The organism is Polaribacter sp. AHE13PA, assembly GCF_019278505.1.
Taxonomy (GTDB): Bacteria; Bacteroidota; Bacteroidia; order Flavobacteriales; family Flavobacteriaceae; genus Polaribacter.
Map to the genome: position 1 here is coordinate 3,769,287 of NZ_CP058985.1, position 23,127 is coordinate 3,792,413.

A 23,127-nucleotide genomic window follows, 5' to 3' on the forward strand; every position below is an offset into this window, starting at 1 on the left:
TCTGCTTCTTTTCTATGCTGATTTGAACGATTAATACTCTTTGATGAAACAAAAACACCCCAACCAACACTTTCTGTAAATTAGTTTTACCACAATTTAAAAATCAAACTAGATGAAAAAAATTTATTTAATTTTAATACTTGCATTAGGTTTTACTTCCTATTCTATTGCGCAAGTTAACGTGTCTGGAACCGTAGTTTCTGATGCAGATGGAATACCAATACCTAATGTTTCTGTTGTTTTAAAAGGACAGCTTAATACAGGAACTATAACAGATTTTGATGGAGTTTTCTCTATCAATTTAAATGATGAAAATGGCGTTTTAATATTTTCATATTTAGGTTATGAGACTAAAGAAGTTCTTTATGCTGGAAACCAAAAATTAAATATCATTTTAAAAGAAGAAGCAAATTCTTTGGATGAGGTGGTTATAGTAGGTTATGGATCTCAAAAAAGATCTGATGTAACTGGAGCAATTTCTTCTGTAAAAAGTGAAGATTTTAACCAAGGAGTTGTTGCAAACGCGGGTCAACTTTTACAAGGTAAAGTTGCTGGTGTAAACGTATCTTCTTCTAGTGGTGAGCCTGGTGCTACACAAGATATTGTTATTAGAGGTGTTGGTAGTTTACGTTCTGGTACTACTCCGCTGTATATTGTAGATGGTTTTGCATTAGATAATTCTGGTAATGGTATTGCTACTAATCCTTTAAACTTTATAAATCCACAAGATATAGAAAGTATAGAGGTTTTAAAAGATGCTTCTTCAACTGCAATTTACGGTTCTAGAGCAGCCAATGGTGTTATTGTAATTACTACTAAGAAAGGAAAAAAAGGAAGAAACAAAGTAAACATAAACGTATCTAGTGGTTTTTCTACGCTAGCAAATAAGGTTGCTGTTTTTACTGCTGATGAATTTAGAGCTAATGTAACTGCCGTAAATGGTACTTTAATTGATGGAGGGGCATCTACAAATTGGCAAGATGAATTAACAAGAACTGCGGTGTCAAAAAACATTAACCTTTCTATGAGTGGAGGTACAGAAAATTCTTCTTATGCAGCTTCTGTAGGTGTCGATGATCAAGAGGGTATTTTAAGAAACAGTAACTTAAAACGTTACTCTGGTCGTTTAAACTTAACTCAAAAAGCAATTGACGATAAATTTAATGTTACTTTTAATTTAACAGCGACTAAATTAGACAATACAAGACCTAATTCTGGTAGTGTTGTAAGTGATATGCTAAGCCTTAACCCAACAGACTCCCCTTATGAAAATGGTGAATTAAAAGGAAACTTAAGTAACGATATTTTAAATCCTTTTATTGGAGAAACAATTTATGGCGATTACACAAACAACAACCGTATTTTGGCTAATATTTCTCCTTCTTATAAAATTGCAAAAGGTTTAACTTATAAATTAAATCTTGGTGTAGATTATTCTATTACAGAAAGAGATGTTCAATACATGCCTTACGCTACAGAAACAAATACAACTTTAGGAAGCTTAAATACAGCCACTACTAAAAACAGCAATACTCTTATAGAGAATACTTTAACGTATAGTTTTCATAAGAAATTAAGTAGTTTTACTTTTCTATTGGGACATACCTACCAACAAACTGAAGTAAATCAAAAACAATTTTATTTAGAAGGTTTTCCAGATAATGGAGTAGAGCCAAGATATCAAATAGAAACGGCAAACCAGCAAACAACTCAGTCTGCTTATGCTACTAAAAATGAGTTGCAATCTTTCTTTGGTAGAATAAATTATACCTTTAATGATAAATATTTAATGACTGCAACAATGCGTGCAGATGGTTCTTCTAAATTTGGTGAGAATAATAAATATGGATATTTTCCTTCTGTTGCCTTAGGATGGAACATCAATAATGAAAATTTCTTGAAGGATTCTGATAACATAAACAACTTAAAATTAAGAGCAAGTTGGGGGCAAACTGGTAGTCAAGAAATTCCTTCTAAAATAACACAAGCTAGTTATACAGAAAGTAATACGGACAACAACACATACCCATTAGATTCTAGCGCATCAGATTTAGGCGGATATCCTTATGGTTCTATCTTTACTCGTTTAGCAAACCCAAATATTCAATGGGAAGTTTCTACACAAGCAAATATTGGTTTAGACTTTGGTTTATTTGGTAACAAGTTAACAGGTACAATCGATTATTTTAGTAAAATTACAGACAACATTTTGTTACAAGTTACTCCTACAGATCCTATTGTTCCGGTTTCTAGTTATTGGACTAACATTCCTAATATGGAAATTAGAAACAACGGGGTTGAAATTGCCTTAGATTACAACAATACTATTAATAAAGACTTCACTTATAATATTGGTGGTAACATTTCTATCACTAAAAACGAAGTTGTAAACTCTCCTTATCAAATATTAACAACTGGTGCCGCACAAGGTTCAGGGCAAACAGGAGCTACAATTAATGGTGTTTTAAACGGAGAAGCTATTGGTACTTTTTATGTTCAAGAATTTACCGGAATTGGAGAAGATGGTTTAAATCAATTTGCAGACATTAATAATGATGGTGAAATTTTAGATGATGACCGTATTGTAGCAGGTAATGCTTTACCTGATTATATTTATGCATTCTACTTAAATTTTAACTACAAAAAATTCGATTTAGGTTTAAATTTTAATGGAGCTGGTGGTAATAAAATTTACAACCACGTTGCTATGTCTTCTTTTAACAAAGGAAATTTAGCCAATTCTTTTAACACGACAGATAGAGCTGTAGAATATTTAGATGAATCTGCAACAAATTCTAACTTAGTTTCTACAAGATATTTAGAGGACGGAGATTTTTTAAGATTAAACAATGCAACTTTAGCTTACAATTTTACGCCAGAAGCATTAGGTCTTGGAGATAGCATTAAAAATCTTCGCTTATCAATTACAGGTCAAAACTTATTTGTGATAACAGATTACAGTGGTTTCGATCCAGAGATTAATACAGGAAGTCCTGTCGGAGGTATTCAAACTTTTGGTATCGACTATTACAGTTATCCAAAAAGTAGAACAATCCTTTTAAGTCTAAATGTAGAATTTTAATAAGACAAAAATGAAAAACATAATAAAAAATACAGTATTTGCAATTAGCATTCTATTAATGTCTAGCTGTAGTGATTTAAAAGAAGAAGTTTTAGATGAGTCTTTAACTGGTGCAGGACAAGCAGAAGCAATTAGTGGAGCAATTGCACCTGCGTACGGACAGGTTGCTTGGACTTGGAGACACACAAACTATTACGGTTTGCAATTAATACCAAGTGATGAGGCAATTTTACCTTACAGAGGAGGTACAGATTGGTATGATGGTGGTAAATTTTTAGCGGCTCATTCTCATTCTATAACTTCTACAAATGATTTGGTAAAAAGTGCTTGGACAGAACTTACAATAAATATTTCTAGAACATTAACTGCTATAGAAGTTCTTACGCCAATGGCTGAAGAAGGAAATACAGAAGCAGAAAGTGCTCTTTATGAAATGAAAGCGCTTAGAGCTTATTTAAATATGTTAACTTTAGATAGTTGGGGACTTGCATTTAAAAAAGAATCTTCTAATGAAAACTCAGAAATTCTTAAAGGGCAAGATGCAGTAGATTATATAGAAAGCGAATTGTTATCTGTTGTTGATGTGATAAATACTGATAAAGGTTCTGGTAGAATGACACAATCTGCCGTTTGGGGATTTTTAGCAAGATTAAATCTAAATGCTGCTGTTTATAGAGATCCTTACGGAACTCCTAATTTTACAACAGAAGACATGGATAAAGTTATTGAATATACAGATAACATTATCAATTCAGGTAAGTTTTCTTTATCTCCAGAATATTTCGATTTATTTAATGATAGTAATAGCAATAATGCAGAATTAATTTTCGCATTAGATCAACGTGGAGTTTTAAAGAATGAACATAGCCGTTGGGCATATTGGTCTTTACCAGGTTCTATGTTTCCTAGGCCAGAATTTACAAATGCAGATGGTACAGATGGTCCTGCAATTACATCAGACTTTTACCAAACTTGGGTAGATGCTTATGGTAGTGTAGATCCTGCAGACGCAGATCCTAGATTTCTTCAGAAAAATACACAAGAAGTTACTTATGGTTTAGATGATCTTACAGGTCTTTCTCCTTTAAATGACGAAGATCATTATTACTGTGTAGGAGCAGAAGATTTTGAAATAGACAGAGGTATTTTAAGAGGAGTAACTTGGGCTGTTAGAAAAGATGAAAATGGTGCTTTTTATACTTGTGATGAAGGTTATAGAATTTATCCTGTAAAGCAAATTAAAGGAAACGGTACAGATAAAAATGTAGATTACGTAAACCTTACTCAACAAGCAGATTTTACAAACGAAGGTAGAGCACACCATACAGGTTATCGAGTTTCTAAATATCAATTTAGCCACACTTCTAATAACGGAAATAACTACAGTAGTGTAGACTTAGTGTTAATGCGTTATGCAGAAATTTACATGATGCGTGCAGAAGCTAAATTAAGAAAAGGAGATGCAGCAGCAGCTTTAGTAGATGTAAATGTTGTTAAAACCTCTAGAAATGCACGAGAACCAATAGCAACTGCTCTTTCATCAATAGATTTAGATGTATTATATAGAGAACTTGGTTTTGAGTTTTATTGGGAGGGTTTAAGAAGAACAAATCAAATCCGTTTTAGTCATTACGAAGATTCATGGACAGAAAAAACAGATACAGATGTAAATAATAGGTTATTTCCTATTCCACAAGTGGCTATAGATGGAGCTTCTAACACGCCAGGGTATTTAGAACAAAATAAAGGATATTAGTTGTTTATTGTTTTATTTTAAGGGAGCTCTTTTATAAAAATAGCTCCCTTTTTCTATTATAATATTAATAAAAATATACTTTCAAATTTTTTAAAAAATGAAGAAAATTATAATACTGAGTTTAATTTCTATGTTTTACATAGGATGTGAAAAAAAATCAGAAAAAAGAACCCAAGAAGAACCGTTAAATATCATTTTTATGATTGGTGATGGTATGGGACTTGCCCAAATTTCTACTGCTTTTTATTTTGGAAAAGAAACGCCTAATTTTGAGCAATTTAAAAATATTGGTTTTATTAAAACACCAAGTACAAGTCATACAATTACAGATTCTGCGGCAGGTGCTACTGCTTTTTCAACAGGAGAAAAAACATATAAAAGAGCCATTGGTATGTCTAAAGATAGTTTGCCTTTGCCTACAATTTTAGAAACTTTACAAAAAGAAGACTATCAGACTGGTTTTGTAACTTTAACACCAGTTACACATGCAACTCCTGCTTCTTTTTATGCACATGTAAAAGATAGAGACTTACATGAAGAAATCGCTTTAGATTTAGTAAAATCTAATGTAGATTTTTTTGTTGGTGGAGGTTTAAAATACTTAAAACGTAGAACTGATAAAAAAGATTTATATACAGCGTTAATTGCAAAAAACTACCAATTAGATTCTGTGAGTTTATCAAAGTTTGATGTAAACAAAAAGAACGGATATTTACTAGCCGAAGAAGGTTTGCCTTCTAAAACAGAGGGTAGAAAAAGTTTTTTACAAGATGCAACTCAATTAGGTTTAGATTATTTTACTAAGAAAGGAAAACCATTCTTTTTTATGATAGAAGGTTCTTATATAGATTGGGGAGGACATGCAATGGATGCAGAGTTATTAAAGCAAGAAGTCTTAGATTTTGACAAAACAATTGGTGTGGTTTTAAGATACATAAAAGAACATCCAAATACACTTTTAGTGGTTACTGCAGATCATGAAACAGGAGGTGTTAGTATTGGTAAATCTTATATGATAGATGAAGAAACCGGAGAAAAATCTGAAGAAGTAGATAATGTTTCTATCAATTTTAACAACGATCAACATAGTGGAACTTTAATTCCGGTTTTTGCAAAAGGGAAAGGTTCAGAAAATTTTCAGGGTATTTATGAAAATAATGAAATTTACCATAAAATGTTTAAAGCAATCAATAATAAATAACTTAAAATGAAATTAAATATAAAAACGTTATTACTTGTAATTGCAGTCTTTTTTGGAGTAAAAAATAAAAGTATTGCTCAAAATAATGCAATTATTCATTCTCACAACGATTACAATCAATCAGTACCTTTTTGGAATGCTTTTGCAAACGGAGCAACTTCTTTTGAAGCTGACATTTTTCTAAAAGACAACAATTTGTTTGTTGCTCATAATTATGAAGATATTTCCCCATCAAAAACATTAGAAGCTTTATATCTAAAGCCATTAGAAACTGTTTTTAATATGGAGTACAAAAAGGAAGAACAATTAATCCTTTTGATTGATATTAAATCTGATGCTTTTAAAACCTTAGAAAAACTTATAGAAGTTCTAAAAAAACATACTTCTATAATTAACAATAAGCAGATTAAAATTGTTGTTTCTGGAAACAGACCAAAAGCTAAAGATTATGTCAATTATCCTGATTTTATCTTTTTTGATTATCAAGAATTAGAAACTTCGGTTTCATCAGAAATTTGGAAAAAAATTGCTATGGTTAGTTTAGATTTTAAACAATTTTCTGAATGGAATGGAAAAGGAAGGTTAACACATGATGATGAAAATCGTATTGTAGAGGTTTTAGAAAAAGCAAATAAAACGAATAAACCTTTTCGTTTTTGGGGAAGTCCAGATTCTAAAAGAGCATGGAGAACTTTATCTGAAATGGGAGTTGCAATCATAAATACAGATCATCCTTTTAAGTGTGTTAATTATTTTAAATCTTTACCAAGCAGGCTGGTAACTTCAACTACTTTTTCTGAAGTTTACAAGCCAAGTTTTAACAACGATCAAAAAGACTTACCTGTTAAAAACATTATTTTATTAATTGGAGATGGAAATGGTTTGGCTCAAATTTCGTCTACAGCACTTGCAAATAATGGCGAATTAACTTTAACTCAATTAAAAAGTATTGGCTTTATAAAAACACAAGCTGCAGACGATTTTACAACAGATTCTGCTGCTGCAGGTACTGCTTTAGCAACCGGAGTTAAAACAAATAACAGAGCAATTGGTACAGGAGTAAATGGAGAGCCTTTAAGAAATATTACAGAAATTTTAAGCGAACAAGGTTTTTCTACAGCATGTATTACTACAGATAATATTTTAGGAGCAACACCCGCTTCATTTTACGCACATGCAAAAGATAGGTCTGATGATTCTATAATTTCTAAAGATTTAATTAATAGTAGACTTAATCTTTTTATTGGAGGTGGAGCTTCTACTTTTAAAAAGACAAACCTTACGGATAACTTTAAAATAGTTTCATCTTTTAATGATTTAAAAAATACTACGGATGACAAAGTAGGTTTTTTTATGTCTGAACATGGTATGAAATGGATTACAGAAGGAAGAGGTAGTGTTTTAGCTGATGCAACCAAAACGGGGCTTAATTTTTTAAGGAAAAAACAAAAACCTTTCTTTTTGATGATTGAAGCTGCAAAGATAGATCACGCAGGTCATTCTAATGATACCGCAGGAATTTTAGCAGAATCGATAGATTTTGATAAAGCAATTACAGAAGCTTTAATATTTGCAGATAATAACCCAGAAACTTTGGTTATTATAACAGCAGATCATGAAACATCTGGTTTTAGCATTCCGCAAGGCGATGTAAAAACACACCAAATAGAAGGTTATTTTGCTTCTTATGATCATACTGCAATTATGGTTCCTATTTTTGCATATGGAGCTAAGTCAAACGAGTTTCAAGGAGTTTATGAAAATAATGAAGTGTTTTCTAAAATCTTAAAAGTTTTAAAATAGATAAAAATAATAGCAAGTATTTTGTATAAGTTGCTTAATAATATTCTTTATGTAAAATCGGTTGTATATAATTATGTAAAGCTATAGGTGTACAAAAAAAATACATTTATAGCTTTATATATGATCCATTTTTTTAATCAAAAAGTATATTTTTTCTTCCAATGAATCAGTCCTTTTGATAACCAATCTTTTTATCATAAACTTTTTAGATATCAATTCAATTTTGAATGTTTAATTTTCTAAATTCCTTGCTTTATGTGTACAGTTTGTTATCTCAGGCAGAGTGAAAGATTATTTAAGGTTTGTCAGTTGTTATTTTAGAAAGACTATGAGAGTTTATTTATGAGATTGCTTCGTGCGATATAATTTCAGTTTATAAATAATGGGTGTGTAACATATTAAAAATAAAAAATCATCTAAAAATTGCTTTTTAGATGATTTCCTTTATTTCTATCAGTCTGTAATTCTTACAAACAATCTTTAATCATTTTTACTGCTTGTTCTGCAGTTATATCTCTTTGAGGAGTTCCAAACATTTCGTAACCAACCATAAATTTCTTTACAGAAGCACTTCTTAATAAAGGTGGATAAAAACTCATGTGGAAATGCCAATGTTTGTTGTCATTACCATCTGTTGGTGCTTGATGAATTCCGCTAGAATATGGAAAAGAAGTATTAAAAATCTTGTCGTATGCTTTTGTCAATACAGAAATTGCTTCTCCGTATTGTAACGTTTCAGCTTCTGTCATTTCTAAGATGTTAGCCAAAGGTCTTTTTGGAACAATCATTGCTTCGAAAGGCCAAATAGCCCAAAACGGAACTAAAACTACAAAACCATCATTTTCAAAAATAATACGTTCTTTCTTTTCTAATTCTTGTGCTAAATAATCACCCAATAAACTACTATTGTTGTTATTGAAGTAGTTTAATTGTTGTGTGTTTTTTTTATCAACTTCGTTTGGTAAAGAAGATTGACTCCAAATTTGTCCGTGAGGGTGTGGATTACTACAACCCATTACTGCACCTTTGTTCTCAAATATTTGAACGTAGTTTATGTTTGGGTTTTCAGACAATTCTTTAAACTCTCTTTGCCATGCAAAAACAACTTTCTGAATTTCTGTAGCCGACATGTCTGCCAAACTTTTTGAGTGATCTGGGCTAAAGCAAATTACCTTACAAATACCAGTTTCACTCTGTGCTTTTAAAAGTCCGTCGTTTACGTTAAAAGTTGGCGAATCATTTTGTAAAGCAGCAAAATCATTTGTAAAAACAAAAACGTCTTTATAATCTGGGTTTACTTCTCCGTTAATTCTTGTGTTTCCTGCACATAAATAACAAGATTCATCATGTGTTGGTCTTTTTTCATTATTAACTTCTTCATTTTGTCCTTGCCAAGGTCTTTTTGCTCTATGAGGTGAAACTAACACCCATTCTCCCGTAAGAATATTAAATCGCTTGTGCGAATAGTCTTGTAAATTTGTATTGCTCATTTTCTTGTGTTGTAATTATTGTTTTACGATATGTGTACCTTCAGAAAGTTCAATAAAATACACTGAACATTCATTATTAAATTCATTTTTATAGGCTTCAGAAGCCGTTTCTGCAAAAGCTTTTGCTTCGCTTTTATCAATTAAATTAATGGTGCAACCACCAAAACCACCGCCCATCATTCTTGCGCCTAAAACGTGTTTGTTTTTCTTAGCTTGTGCTACTAAAAAGTCTAATTCATCGCAACTTACTTTGTATTGATTAGATAAACCTTCGTGAGATTGGTAAATTAAAGCGCCTAACAATTCTAAATCATTGTCTTCAATTGCCTTTGCTGCTTTTATGGTTCTATTATTTTCTTGAATTACAAATAAGGCTTTTTGATAATTTGCAGGTGTCACTTTATCAGCAACAGTTTCTAAATCTGCTTCAGTAGCATCTCTTAGTGCCTTTATGTTTAACAATTCAGATACACTTTCGCAAGCAGAACGTCTGTCATTATAAGCACTGTCAGATAAACTATGTTTAACGTTGGTGTTTATCAACATTAATTGATGATTTTCGAAATCAATTTTATAAGGATTCGATTCTACAGTTCTACAATCTAAATGCAATGCATGGTCTTTAATACCAAACATACTAGCATATTGATCCATAATTCCGCAGTTTACACCTACATAATTATGCTCTGCTTTTTGAGATATTAAAATCATTTCGTGTTTGTTTAAACCTAAATCAAACAATTCATTTAAACCAAAAACAACACTGTTTTCTAAAGCAGCAGAAGAAGACATACCTGCACCTCCAGGAATATTTCCTTTAAAGATGATGTTGAAATTGCCAATCACTTTGTTTTTATTCTGTATTTCTGCAACAACACCAAAAACGTAGTTTTCCCAACTTCCTTCTTTAGAAGGTTTTATTTTATCTAATTCAAATTTTATGGTACTGTCTAAATCTAAAGCGATGGCTGTAGAGTTATTAGCGTCAGTTTTTTGAATAGCAGCAGCAATACCTTTATTTACAGCTGCTGGAAATACAAAACCATCATTATAATCTGTATGTTCTCCAATAATATTAATTCTTCCAGGAGAAAAAATTAATAAAGGCTCCGTTTTAAATTCTTTGATAAATGTCTCTTTAACATCCTTAATTAGTGTTGCACTCATAATTTGCTTCGTTAATTGTTGATTATGTTTATTTTCCAAACAATGGAATATTTTTCATTAGGGTCTAGTGTTTGTAATCCTATTTTATTATTAAAACTATTAGAAACACCTGTGGTTGGCTCAATGGCTATGGTATTTAATCTAGGTGGCGTATATGCTTGTAAATAATTTTTGGTACCTGAAGATTGAAAGTTTAATTGATATTTAGGAGTGTTAAACGCAACTTTGTCAGAATTTAAACCCCAACAATCATCCAATTGTTTTTTCTCGATATCTAAATGTATCATAGAATTTACAGTCTCAGAGCCAGTAGTAATATTACGGTCACCAATAATTAATTGTTGATCACAATCAAAATTTAGAGAACTTTTTGCTAAATTATCACTGATGAAATACGGGTGCCACCCTAAAGTAAACGGAAAAGGTTTAGCGTCGGTATTTCTTACACTAACAGATAAATCTAGCCCATCATTTGTAAAAATATAAGTAACTACAATTGTGTATGTATACGGAAAACCATCATTTCGTATGTTTTCATTATACTCTACAGTTATTTTAGCATTATCTGCAGATGCTTCTTTTGCAATTACTTTAAACGTTTTATTGTACACAAAACCATGCAATGCATTTTGCTCTTCTTCTTGATTTTTTTCTAATTGAAAATCTTCACCATTAAAAGAATATTTTCCATCTTTAATTCTATTTGCAAACGGAAATAAAATAGAAGAGGCAAATGTAGAATCGTATGTCAATGGAGCTAAATCTTGAATAATGGCATTTCCGCCTAAAGTTAGTTCTTGTAAACTAGCTCCTTCATTTAGATGAATTTTACCAAAAACCGTGTTTTCAGTATTTTTTACTTCTAAAATATTTGTTTCTGTGTTATGGTTTATGGTATACAATGTGTTGTTATATTGAGTTTCTAATAATTAATTTATTCGGATTTTCTACTTTGTCTTGTTCTTTGTTCAAAATCATTTTGGCTAACCTTTTTCCCATTTCGTTAAAATCTGTAGTAATGGTGGTAATGCCTCCTTCAACTATTTCCTTTAATAATGTATCGTTATAAGAAATAACGCCAATATCATTTACTAAAGTCATATTCTGACTTTTCATTTTCTTGATAATTCTTAGTAAACTTATATCATCTAGCAATACGTAAAGTTCACCTTTTATTAAAGGAGTTTCTTTTACAGTGCTTAAAATTTCAAAAGGCATTGTGCTTTGTTCGCAGAATTGTGTAAACCCTTTAAGAATGCCTTTAGGTTGTTTTTCTTCTGAGAAGATTAGATTAATTTTATTATATTTTGAAACAAATCCTGAAGCCTTAGTTAGGTTTTTATAGATGGATTTTTCAAAATTTTGATAGATGGATGGATATGCTACCAAATCTTCTGGCACCTGATCTAAAATGTAGACTTTATCATCTGGTAATAATTGAATGCTCTTACTGGTGTTTTCTAAATTAGCAGGCATAATTACATAATAATTATAACTACCAGCATTGTCTTTTATTAGTTTTTTAAAAATAGCTTCATTAAAATGATGAAAGAAAATATCTACTTGAATGGTATCTTCTAAGTTTTCTAAAAAAGAATTATATAAATCTTCTTTAAATGAATTAAGTTCATCAAAAAGTAAAAATATCTTTTGATGCACATTAATATCTTCACTTATAACATAATACCCTTTTCCTACAATAGATTCTATGATACCTCGGTTCTTTAATTCATTAAAGGCCATTAAAACGGTATCTCTAGAAAGTTTATTGTTGTTTTTAATAGTATTAATTGAAGGCAATTGATTTCCTTTTTTTAACAAACCATTTTCTATAGCATTTTCTATAGCATTAATGATTTGCTTATATTTAGGAATGCCTATTTCTTTTTTAACTTCTATCATAATTAATTACAAATATATAATTTTTTCAACAAAAAACCCACCTGACCCTACTAGTTTGATAAAAATGTACTCAGAGGTACATTTCTTTGGGCTTACAGATACATTTTCTGAAATTATATACATATATTTGACTTGTATAAATAATTAACTAAAACAAAAATAATAATTATGAAAGCAGGTTTTGAAATGTGGGACTATATAGTCTTCATTGCGTATGCCATTTTAATTTTAGGTGTAGGTTTATGGGTTTCTCGAGATAAAAAAGGACACCAAAAAAATGCAGAAGATTACTTCTTGGCAAGTAAATCTTTGCCTTGGTGGGCAATTGGTACTTCTTTAATTGCTGCAAATATTTCTGCAGAACAATTTATAGGGATGTCTGGTTCTGGTTTTGCCTTGGGTATTGCAATTGCTTCTTATGAATGGATGGCAGCATTAACTTTAATAATTGTTGGTAAATATTTCTTACCTATTTTTATAGAAAAAGGATTGTATACAATTCCTGAATTTGTTGAAAAACGTTTTTCTACCAACCTTAAAACAATCTTAGCTGTATTTTGGTTAGGTTTATACATATTTGTTAATCTTGCTTCTGTTTTATATTTAGGAGGATTGGCTATTGAAACCATTATGGGAGTAGATATGATGTATGCAATTATTGGTTTGGCATTATTTGCAGCTGCATACTCTTTGTACGGAGGTTTATCTGCGGTAGCATGGACAGATGTTATACAAGTAGTATTTTTAGTGTTAGGTGGTTTGGTTACTACTTATTTAGCTTTAAATACGGTTTCTGGAGGAGAAGGAATGTTAGCAGGTTTTTCTAAAGTATTAGATGCTGCTCCAGAAAAATTTCATATGATATTGGATGAATCTAATGATAACTATGTAAACTTACCTGGTATTTGGGTATTGGTTGGTGGTTTATGGGTTGCAAACTTATATTATTGGGGATTCAACCAATATATTATTCAAAGAACTTTAGCTGCTAAATCTTTAAAAGAATCTCAAAAAGGGATTTTATTAGCAGCATTTTTAAAATTGATTATTCCTTTAATTGTTGTAATTCCTGGTATTGCAGCGTATGTAATGGTAAACGACCCAGCTATTATGGCTAATTTAGGTGAAGTAGGTATGTTAAATGTGCCTTCTGCCGAACAAGCTGATAAAGCATATCCTTGGTTACTACAATTTTTACCTACAGGATTAAAAGGTGTTGCTTTTGCTGCTTTAGCTGCTGCTATTGTTTCTTCTTTAGCTTCGATGTTGAATTCTACATCTACCATTTTTACAATGGATATTTATAAGCAATACATCAACAAAAATGCAGATGATAAAACTACGGTAAATGTGGGGAGAATTTCTGCTGCAGTTGCTTTAATAATTGCTGTTATTGTAGCGCCACTTTTAGGGGGTATCGATCAAGCATTTCAATTTATTCAAGAGTACACAGGTATTGTAAGTCCAGGTATTTTAGCTGTATTTATTTTAGGTTTGTTTTATAAGAAAACAACTAATAATGCAGCGATTTGGGGAGCTATTTTATCTATTCCAATTGCATTAACATTGAAATTCATTCCAATAGCAGTATTTGAGCCTTGGATGCATCAAATGGGAATTACAGCTGTCTTAACGCTTATTATCATTATGGTTATGAGTAATATTCAAAACAAAGGGAAAGATGATCCTAAAGGGATTGATTTTGGCTCAGATTTATTTAAAACAACTCCGTTGTTTAACTTAGGTTCTATTGCCGTTTGTATTTTAGTAACTGTACTATATTGTTTATTCTGGTAGGAATTACCAAATAGTTTATATAAAAAATCGTCTAAAGAAATTTAGACGATTTTTTTTTACCTAATTTTTAGGTTTTAGAATTGATAGCTTGTAAAGAAAATAAGACGCTGAAACATGTTTAGCGTGACAAGCTTGAATCCTTTTATTAAGTATTTTTATGTTCTTAACTTTTTTTAAGAGCTATCTCTTCAAAGTCGTCACTTTTTTCGGAAGCGTCAAACAAATGTTGGGCTTCTTTTGGAGGTACGGTTAGTTTTCGTTTAGTTAAATCTATCCAAGCTCCATATACTTTTATAATTGCTGATAATTGACCAGCTTCATTAAAAACTTGATGTGTAATTTTCCAACGTTCACCATTTTTAGATAAACCAGAAATCTTAAAGTCTACAGAGATATTTTCTCCCAAATGGATTTCTTTTCTAAAAGAAGTTTCTTCGGTAAATAAAATAGGACCAAGGTTGTGTTTTGTAAATTCTGCTATAGAGAAATTTTGATCTCTAAAATATCGTACTCTTACTTCTGCAGCATAATCATTATATGCTGTGTGACGCATGTGTCTGTTTGGGTCAAAGTCAGACCATTTTGTGTGAAATGTTACTTTAAAACTCATGTTAGCTCTTTTTGAAACAAAAAACCTGATAACATTAGACAATATTATCAGGCTTGTTGTTATTTAATATTTGGTAATTATTGTTTTACTATTTCGTTTTTGGTATTCATTTTTAACTCACTTAAAACGTTTATAGCTTCAAAAACATAGACATCTTTCGATAAATTTTTATGCCATGCCAATCGTTTTTCAGCTAGTGCTGTATCCTTTTTAATTAATGAAAGTTCGTAAGTTGGAGAGTTAAATGTTAAATCTGATTTATAATCAAAAACAGATTTAAATTTTTCTGCATCTTTTTCATTGGCTACATTTACTTCTTCAAATTGTTTATAGTTTAAAGAGTAAGAATTATCGTCTTGCTTCTTTTTTAACCATTTAGCATATTCGTTTATCAACTTAAATTTAGAATCTGTAGCAATTCTTTGTTTACTGTTATTAACAACATCATTAAAATTTTGGTACGAATTTGTTTGCACGTAATCTGCCTGCTTTACTTTGTCCCAAACCAATGCGCCATCCAAATCTCTTTCGCCAAATTTCATGTAACTATATCTGTCTGGCATTGCAATATCTGAATATACTCCTTCAATTTGAGTAGAACCACCATTAACCCTATAGAATTTTTGAATAGTCATTTTTAGAGCTCCTAAATCTTTATCGTATTTTGTAAATTGGTTAATAGGTAATACACTTTGCACGGTTCCTTTTCCATATGTTTGGTTACCGCCCATAATTACTGCTCTTTTATAATCTTGCATTGCTGCAGCAAAAATTTCTGAAGCTGAGGCAGAAAATTCATTTACAAGAACAACTACTGCTCCTTCCCATTGAATTTTTGGATCAATATCTTTTTTAATAATTGGATCTTCACCTCTATATTTTACTTGTACAATTGGACCTTCATTAATAAACAATCCACTAATTTCAATGGCTGTTTTTAAAGAACCACCTCCATTATTTCTTAGGTCTACAATTAAGCCAGTAACACCTTCACTTTTTAAGCGTTCTATTTCTTGCTCCATATCTTTTGCAGAATCTCTATAACTTTCCTCATTAAAATCGATATAAAACTTAGGTAAATCTATAATTCCGAATTTTTTACCATCTTTTTCTACAATACTAGATTTTACAAAAGTTTCTTCTAGTTCTACAACGTCTCTAGTAATAGAAATTACTTTGTTGGTACCGTCTAATTTTTTCTTAACGGTTAATTTAACTTCTGTACCTTTTTTTCCTTTGATAAATTTTATAGCATCATCTAAACGCATCCCAACAATATCTAATGGCTCTTCATCTCCTTGAGCAACTTCTAGAATAATATCACCAGGTTCTAAGCTACCTTCTTTCCATGCAGGACCTCCAGAAACCAATTCAAAAATTTCGGTATAAATTCCCTTTTTTACTAAACGCGCTCCAATTCCTTCTAGTTTACCAGACATGTCTTGGTCAAAACGTTCTTTTATACTTGGCGCCATATAGGTTGTGTGAGGGTCAAAAGCACCCACAACACTGTTTAGAAAAGTAGAAAACCAATCTTCATGTTCTAGCTCTTCAATTCTAACATATAAATCGTCCATATTTTTAAGAACTTCTGCACGTGCCTCTTTTTCAAGTTCATCAAAACTTTTTGTTTTGTGATTTTTGTTTTTTAGTACGTCCGCTTTTTGTTTGTCTAACTTATCTTGAATTCTAATAAGAGTACTTAATTTTAATTGCTTACGCCAGTAGTCTATCAGCTCGTTTTCATTTTTAGCGAAAGGAACTTTTTCATAATCTACATCAATGGTTTCCGTTTTGTTAAAGTTAAAAGGTTGTTTTAACAAATCACCATAATATGATTTTGCATTTTTAATTTTACTAGTAAATCGTTCATAAACCAAATTATAGAAAGAGACATCTTCTTTTAAAAGTTGATTGTCGATTTCATATTTGAATTTAGAAAAATCTTTCATATCCTTTTGAGTAAAATACCTTTTACTTGGGTCTAAACCATCAATGAATTCGGTATACACATATTCAGAAAAATCATCATTCATGTCTTTTACAACAAAATGACTTCTGGTAAGTATATTTCTAAGAATGTAAACTAAAATTTTATCTTTTTCAGGATCTGAATTGGTATCCGTATTAGCGGCTTGAGTTTGCAAGCTAGTTGCAAATAGAAGTATTGCTAATAAAAATGTGGTGATTTTATATTTTGTCTTCATATTTAGGTATGTCGTTTTTTAAATTCTAAAATTACTAGTTGTGCTTTGCTAAACTACTAAAATAATGCCAAAATTATTTAGGAACTACTAGTCTTATTCGTTTTTGTGAATGGATTAAACACTATTTCTTCTTTTGGTTCAATTTTTAAATTTCAAAATAGCTTTCGTTTCTACAATATTACGTAAAAAAGAGAAATTGTATTCTTTACAAAATGTTAAAAAGGAATCGTATAAAATCAATTATATTTGCTTAAAATAATTTAGAATTTAAAGTTCAATTTTTTAATTGAAAACTACCTTTAATTCTAAATTTTGAACTTTAAACAATGATGATGCAAAACAAACCATTAATTTTAATTACGAATGATGATGGAATTACAGCTCCTGGTTTAAGAGCTTTAATTAGAATAATGAATAAAATTGGTGAAGTTGTTGTGGTGGCTCCTGATAGTCCGCAAAGCGGAATGGGGCATGCAATTACGGTTGATAATGTTTTAACTTGTAATGCCATAACTATAGATGATGGTCCGCAATTAGAATACACTTGTTCTGGTACGCCTGCAGATTGTGTAAAAATGGCGGTAAATGAAATTTTAAATAGAAAACCAGATTTATGTGTTTCAGGAATTAATCATGGTTCTAATGCATCTATTAGTGTTATTTATTCTGGTACTATGAGTGCTGCAATAGAAGCAGGAATAGAAGGTATACCGGCTATTGGTTTTTCTTTATTAGATTTTAAATGGCATGCAGATTTTAAACAATCTGAAGAATATATAAAAAAGATTACTTTAAATGCGTTGCTAAACGGAATTCCAGAAGGCGTTGTCTTAAACGTAAATATTCCGAAGTTAAAAAAGGAAGAAATAAAAGGGATTAAAATTTGTAGACAAGCTAATGGAGTTTGGAAAGAGATTTTTGATAAACGAAAAAACCCTATGGGTAAAGAATATTACTGGCTTTCTGGTGAGTTTATTAATAAAGATAAAGGTCAAGATACAGATCTTTTTGCCTTAGAAAGTGGTTATATTTCTGTAGTACCTGTACAATTCGATATGACTGCACATCACATGATTCAAAAATTAAACGCTTGGGAACTGTAAAAAAACATATTTTAATAGGCGTATTGGTTTCCTTATTTGCCACTTTTGGAGGTATATTTTTATATTTAGAATATATTTCTAAATTTGGTTTTTACGAGACCATCGATTTAATTAAAGAAGGAGAATTGTATGGTAAAGTATTGTCTTTAGCTGCAATTCCTAATTTATTTGTGTTCTTTATTTTTATCAAAAAGAAACAAGACAACAAAGCAAAAGGAGTTTTATTGGCAACTATTTTAATTGCACTAACTACTTTAGTTTTAAAGTTTTTCTAACAGAGATAATGTCTCCTCGAGCGCAGTCGAGAGGTTTAATTAGGTCTCGACTGCGCTCGACCAAACAAGTAAAAACTTATGAAATATTACATAATTGCTGGTGAAGCTTCAGGAGATTTACATGGCTCTAACCTAATGAAAGCATTGTATAAAGAAGATGCAAATGCAGACATTCGGTTTTGGGGTGGAGATCTAATGCAAAATGTTGGCGGAACTTTGGTTAGTCATTATAAAGAAAGAGCTTTTATGGGCTTTTTTGAAGTTATAATGAATCTTTCTAAGGTATTGGGTTTTATTAAAATTTGCAAAAAAGATATTGCCCAATTTAAGCCAGATGTACTTATTTTAATCGATAACTCTGGGTTTAATTTACGTGTTGCTAAATGGGCAAAAGAGCAAGGTTTTAAAACCAATTATTATATTTCTCCACAAGTTTGGGCAAGTAGAGCAAGTAGAGTAAAAGATATTAAAAGAGATATCGATAAAATGTTTGTAATCCTTCCTTTCGAAAAAGAATTTTATGAAAAATACGACTATAATGTAACTTTTGTTGGGCATCCTTTAATTGACGGAATTGCAGGTAGAAAACAAGTAAAAGAAGCTGCTTTTAGAAAAGAATATAACTTAACAGACAAACCTATTATTGCTTTGTTACCCGGAAGTAGAAAGCAAGAAATAACCAAAATGCTCTCTGTAATGTTGTCTTTAATTGATGATTTTTCTGAGTATCAGTTTGTAATTGGTGGGGCTCCAAGTCAAGATTTTAGTTTTTATCAAAGTATTATTGGTGATCGTAAAGTTTCTTTTATCAACAATAAAACGTACGATTTATTAAGTATTTCTTATGCAGCAATTGTTGGGTCTGGCACTGCAACTTTAGAAACCGCTTTGTTTAAAGTGCCACAAGTGGTTTGTTATAAAGGCGGAACAATCTCTTATCATATTGCAAAAAGAATAATCACTTTAAAATTTATTTCTTTGGTTAATTTAATCATGGATAGAGAAGTGGTAAAAGAATTAATTCAGAATGATTTTAATAAGCAGAATTTAAAAATTGAATTGACCAAGATTTTAGATGATACCTATCGAGAAAAATTGTTTTTAGAGTACTTTGAATTAGAAAAGAAATTGGGAGGTAAAGGTGCTTCAGAAAAAGTAGCGAAACAAATTGTAAGTGATTTAAGAAAAGGAGATAACTAATTCTAAATTGTATGAACTATAATAATAAAAAGTTTAGAGTTGTTCAAAATGCTGATAATGGTGAAACTTCAAAAGAAACCATTTTTACATACAAGCAAAAAGGTACTATTTTAACGTCTGAATATAAAGGAGGACAAATAGTTAAAGGTCATTTAATCGGTCTTGTAGATGAGCATGGGAATATAGAAATGCGTTATCATCAAGTAAATCTTAAAGGGGAATTAATGACAGGTATTTGTTATTCTAAACCTGAAATAGAGGTTAACGGAAAAATTACTCTTTATGAAAATTGGACGTGGACTTCTGGTGATAAAACAAGTGGAATGTCCGTTTTAGAAGAAGTTTAATGAAGGTACAAATGATACGTAAAAGAATATTAATATGAAGAAATGGAGTTTTTTAATAGTTGTATTTTCTTTATTATTAAGTTCTTGTTCATCCACTAAAACGGTTGTTAAAAATACACCAAAACCAATTACTAAAGCGGATAAAATAGTAGCAAATGCCTTAGAATATAAAGGTGTTCGTTACAAATTTGGAGGAACTACCAATAAAGGGATGGATTGCTCTGGAGTGGTATATGTTGCCTTTGGAAACGAAAACGTACAATTGCCAAGAATCTCTAGGGATATGGCAAAGAGAGGTGATAAAATTGCTTTAAGTAAAGTTAAAAAAGGTGATTTATTGTTCTTTAAAACAAGTAAAAACAGACGAGGGAATATCAATCATGTTGGCTTGGTGGTTTCCCATTTAAAAGGACAAATTAAGTTTGTACACGCCACTACTTCTAGAGGTGTAATTGTTTCTGCACTATCAGAAAAATACTGGAAAAATGCCTTCGTAAAAGCAACAACAATCTTGTAATTAATAGTTAACGTTTTTTTTTAGTAACTTTAACTTGCTATGAAAAGGTTGTACAATTACATACCCTTGCACTTTGTTGTGCTTGTAATTATTGGAATTTGTTTCCAGTTTTTCACTCAATTTTGGACTTTTAGTTTTCTTAGGGCCACTATTTTTTTGGTAGGTTTATCTGTTTTATTTTTTCTGATAAAACATAAGGTTTTAAGAACATGTACTGCTCTTGTTTTATTCTTTTGTATTGGTGTTTCGGCTGTTTATGTGGGTGATGACAGAAATTATGATTCATATTATAAATATCATTTAAAAGACAATTCTAAGGTTGTTTTACAGATTCATAAAATATTAAAACCTGGTAATTATTACCAAAAATATGAGGCTGCTATTATTCAGGTTGATGATCTGAAAACTACAGGAACAATACTTCTAAATGTAAAGAATGATAGTAGTGTAAATTCGTTACAAATTGATGATCAGTTATTCTTAAAACCTACTTTAAAAGAGTTAATTCCGCCTTTAAATCCGCATCAATTTAACTATAAGTCTTATTTAGCAAAACAAGGTATTCATCATCAATTATTTGTGGATACAAATCAGTTTTTAAAGCTTCGTACTCAGTCAGCCACTTTATTTGGTTTGTCGGCGAAATTTAGAAATCAAATTCAGGAAGCATTACAGAAATACCATTTTAAGAAAAATGAATTAGCGGTTATTAATGCACTTTTGTTGGGGCAACGACAAGATATTTCTAAAGAATTGATTGTAGATTATCAAAGAGCAGGAGCAATCCATATTTTGGCAGTTTCTGGTTTACACGTTGGTGTTATCTTATTAATTTTATCTTTCGTTTTTAAACCTGTTGAAAGAATTAAGTACGGAAAGTTTATAAAAACACTCATCATTGTTTCTTTACTTTGGATGTTCGCATTTATCGCAGGTCTTTCTGCATCTGTAGTTAGAGCGGTTACCATGTTTACTTTTTTTGCTATTGGGTTGTCTTTTCAAAGAAAAAAGGTAGTAGAGTTTTCCTTTATCTCTTCCATGCTTTTTTTACTATTGATAAAACCTATGTTTCTTTTTGATGTTGGTTTTCAACTTAGCTATTTAGCAGTTTTTGGTATTCTTTGGACACAACCTAAATTGTATGCAATATGGAAACCTAAGTTTAAATTTGTCGATTTTTTCTGGCAATTGTTTACCGTTTCAATAGCAGCCCAAATAGGAATATTGCCTTTAAGTATTTATTATTTTCAACAATTTCCAGGGTTATTTTTGGCATCAAACTTAGTTATTATTCCTTTTTTAGGGGCAATTTTAATCGGAGGGATTTTAGTCATTATTACATCACTTTTAAATATTCTACCTCAGGTTTTGGCAAATATCTATGGAATGATTATTTCTTGGATGAATGGTTTTGTAAGTTGGGTTTCTCTTCAAGAAGAATTCTTATTTAAAGAAATTTCCATTTCATTTGTTACGATGTTGTTTTGGTATGTATTCTTGTTTTTAGGAGTTTCATTCTTAATCAAAAAATCATCTAAAAATTTGATTTACTTTTTAGTTTCAATAGTACTTTTACAAACTGTTTTTCTATTTGAAACGAAAGAAAATAAATCGAAAGAAGAATTGATTGTGTTTCATAAAAGTAGATTTTCTGTGATTGGAAAGAGAGTAGGAAGACAACTCTTTTTGCAACACGACATAGATAGTATGAGGTTTAAGAATGAAAATAGTATTAAAACGTACCGAGTTTCAGAAGGTATTGATGAGGTTAAGGAATTCAATTTTAAGAACTTTCTTCAATTTTCTAAAAAGGATATTTTACTGATTGATAGTTTGGGGATTTATACGATTTCTGGAATGAGGGAACCAATTGTAGTTTTGCAATATTCGCCAAAAATAAATTTATCAAGATTGATAAAAACAATAAAACCATCACAAATTATTGCTGATGGTTCTAATTATAAGAGTAGTGTAAATCGTTGGGAAGAGACTTGTTTAAAACATCAAATTCCATTTCATTATACAGGTCAAAATGGAGCGTTTATCATTGATTAAAATAAACTTGTAGGTGTTTATGTCTATAATAGTATTATTTTAAACTGCTTTTAAAATCGGTATTAAAGTCTTCCCATTTTTTAGTTTTGTATACTTCTTCAGAAAAATAGACTAATATTTTTTCCATAATTTCTTTGTCTAAATAACCAGGGATTTTATCTAATAACTGTACATCTTCCGACAAAAAGAGGGTAGTTGGATACGATAATTTTCCATCCATTAAAGAAGCTGCTAATTGGTGATAGCCACGTCTACCTTCTTTTTGAAATTTAAATGTATGATCATTAAAAACAATGTCTTTTTTACCTTCTCCGTCTAGTTTAACAGCGTAAAAGTTTTTATTTATATAATCACCAATGGTTTTGTTAGAGTAAGTGTTTAAATCCATTTTTTTACAATAGCCACACCAATCTGTATATATATCAACTAAAATAGGTTTAGGATTTGCTTTGTTTAATTCGATAGCTTCTTCAAAATCAAGCCATTTAATATTTTCTTGTCCATTTGTATTTATACAAAATAGGCAAACAGCAATAAGTAATATCAGTTTTTTCATAATTATTGAGTCGTAATATTTATGTCTAATTTACAAAAAAAAAGAGCCTTTAAAAAAGC

The 23,127-nt window shown here is 30.6% G+C and carries 18 protein-coding genes; 11 read left to right on the top strand and 7 right to left on the bottom strand.

What is annotated here, in order from left to right; all coding sequences use genetic code 11:
* The first annotated feature begins 112 nt into the window (after positions 1-112).
* The 4 genes from H0I28_RS16010 (at position 113) to H0I28_RS16025 (ending at position 7,842) form a co-directional block, all read left to right on the top strand.
* Positions 113-3,082, top strand: a complete 2,970-nt coding sequence (locus tag H0I28_RS16010; RefSeq protein WP_218759747.1) for a TonB-dependent receptor — start codon at positions 113-115, stop codon at positions 3,080-3,082.
* A 10-nt stretch (positions 3,083-3,092) separates the two neighbouring features.
* Entirely contained in the window at positions 3,093-4,838 is a 1,746-nt protein-coding gene (locus H0I28_RS16015; protein WP_218759748.1) for a RagB/SusD family nutrient uptake outer membrane protein, read from the top strand.
* Positions 4,839-4,935: 97 nt separating this feature from the next.
* Positions 4,936-6,039, top strand: coding sequence for an alkaline phosphatase (locus tag H0I28_RS16020; protein WP_218759749.1), 1,104 nt, complete (start codon positions 4,936-4,938; stop codon positions 6,037-6,039).
* Positions 6,040-6,045: 6 nt separating this feature from the next.
* Entirely contained in the window at positions 6,046-7,842 is a 1,797-nt protein-coding gene (locus H0I28_RS16025; RefSeq protein WP_218759750.1) for an alkaline phosphatase, read from the top strand.
* A gap of 467 nt (positions 7,843-8,309) precedes the next feature.
* On the opposite strand, the gene H0I28_RS16030 is transcribed toward H0I28_RS16025, so the two are convergent.
* Genes H0I28_RS16030 through H0I28_RS16045 form a run of 4 tightly spaced genes read right to left on the bottom strand, consistent with a single transcriptional unit; the run spans position 8,310 to position 12,401 of the window.
* Positions 8,310-9,332, bottom strand: a complete 1,023-nt coding sequence (locus H0I28_RS16030) for a UDP-glucose--hexose-1-phosphate uridylyltransferase (RefSeq protein WP_218759751.1) — start codon at positions 9,330-9,332, stop codon at positions 8,310-8,312.
* 15 nt (positions 9,333-9,347) lie between these two features.
* Positions 9,348-10,499: a galactokinase gene (gene galK / locus H0I28_RS16035; RefSeq protein WP_218759752.1), complete on the bottom strand. Its 1,152-nt coding sequence runs from the start codon at positions 10,497-10,499 to the stop codon at positions 9,348-9,350.
* Between the two features lie 11 nt (positions 10,500-10,510).
* Complete coding sequence (locus H0I28_RS16040; RefSeq protein WP_218759753.1) at positions 10,511-11,401, bottom strand: aldose 1-epimerase; 891 nt, start codon at positions 11,399-11,401, stop codon at positions 10,511-10,513.
* A gap of 7 nt (positions 11,402-11,408) precedes the next feature.
* The gene (locus tag H0I28_RS16045; protein WP_218759754.1) at positions 11,409-12,401 is read right to left on the bottom strand and encodes a GntR family transcriptional regulator; all 993 of its coding nucleotides are present in this window, start codon (positions 12,399-12,401) and stop codon (positions 11,409-11,411) included.
* Positions 12,402-12,569: 168 nt separating this feature from the next.
* On the opposite strand from H0I28_RS16045, the gene H0I28_RS16050 reads away from it, so the two are divergent.
* Positions 12,570-14,198, top strand: coding sequence for a sodium/sugar symporter (locus H0I28_RS16050; RefSeq protein ID WP_218759755.1), 1,629 nt, complete (start codon positions 12,570-12,572; stop codon positions 14,196-14,198).
* 163 nt (positions 14,199-14,361) lie between these two features.
* On the opposite strand, the gene H0I28_RS16055 is transcribed toward H0I28_RS16050, so the two are convergent.
* Together H0I28_RS16055 and H0I28_RS16060 are read right to left on the bottom strand one after the other, a co-directional pair.
* Positions 14,362-14,808, bottom strand: a complete 447-nt coding sequence (locus H0I28_RS16055; protein WP_218732420.1) for a thioesterase family protein — start codon at positions 14,806-14,808, stop codon at positions 14,362-14,364.
* A 77-nt stretch (positions 14,809-14,885) separates the two neighbouring features.
* Positions 14,886-17,015: a carboxy terminal-processing peptidase gene (locus H0I28_RS16060; protein WP_218759757.1), complete on the bottom strand. Its 2,130-nt coding sequence runs from the start codon at positions 17,013-17,015 to the stop codon at positions 14,886-14,888.
* A gap of 332 nt (positions 17,016-17,347) precedes the next feature.
* Here H0I28_RS16060 and surE point away from each other — a divergent pair, with 332 nt between their 5' ends.
* The 6 genes from surE to H0I28_RS16090 all read left to right on the top strand — a co-directional run bounded on the left by surE (position 17,348) and on the right by H0I28_RS16090 (position 22,512).
* Positions 17,348-18,118 carry a 5'/3'-nucleotidase SurE gene (surE, locus tag H0I28_RS16065; RefSeq protein ID WP_218761824.1) on the top strand — a complete coding sequence of 257 codons (771 nt, stop codon included), beginning with the start codon at positions 17,348-17,350 and terminating at the stop codon, positions 18,116-18,118.
* The gene (locus tag H0I28_RS16070) at positions 18,106-18,393 is read left to right on the top strand and encodes a hypothetical protein (protein WP_165733801.1); all 288 of its coding nucleotides are present in this window, start codon (positions 18,106-18,108) and stop codon (positions 18,391-18,393) included. Before surE ends, H0I28_RS16070 begins: the two co-directional genes overlap by 13 nt.
* A 78-nt stretch (positions 18,394-18,471) precedes the next feature.
* Positions 18,472-19,593, top strand: a complete 1,122-nt coding sequence (gene lpxB / locus H0I28_RS16075) for a lipid-A-disaccharide synthase (RefSeq protein ID WP_218759759.1) — start codon at positions 18,472-18,474, stop codon at positions 19,591-19,593.
* 11 nt (positions 19,594-19,604) lie between these two features.
* A complete protein-coding gene (locus H0I28_RS16080) occupies positions 19,605-19,940 on the top strand; it encodes a n-acetylglutamate synthase (protein ID WP_218732424.1) in 336 nt (111 codons plus the stop codon).
* 34 nt (positions 19,941-19,974) lie between these two features.
* Positions 19,975-20,457: a C40 family peptidase gene (locus H0I28_RS16085; protein WP_218759761.1), complete on the top strand. Its 483-nt coding sequence runs from the start codon at positions 19,975-19,977 to the stop codon at positions 20,455-20,457.
* A gap of 39 nt (positions 20,458-20,496) precedes the next feature.
* Complete coding sequence (locus H0I28_RS16090; protein WP_218759762.1) at positions 20,497-22,512, top strand: ComEC/Rec2 family competence protein; 2,016 nt, start codon at positions 20,497-20,499, stop codon at positions 22,510-22,512.
* 34 nt (positions 22,513-22,546) lie between these two features.
* Here the strand turns inward: H0I28_RS16090 and H0I28_RS16095 are convergent, their stop codons facing one another.
* On the bottom strand, positions 22,547-23,068 hold the full coding sequence (locus H0I28_RS16095) for a DUF255 domain-containing protein (RefSeq protein WP_218755133.1): 522 nt from the start codon (positions 23,066-23,068) through the stop codon (positions 22,547-22,549).
* Between the last annotated feature and the right edge of the window lie 59 nt (positions 23,069-23,127).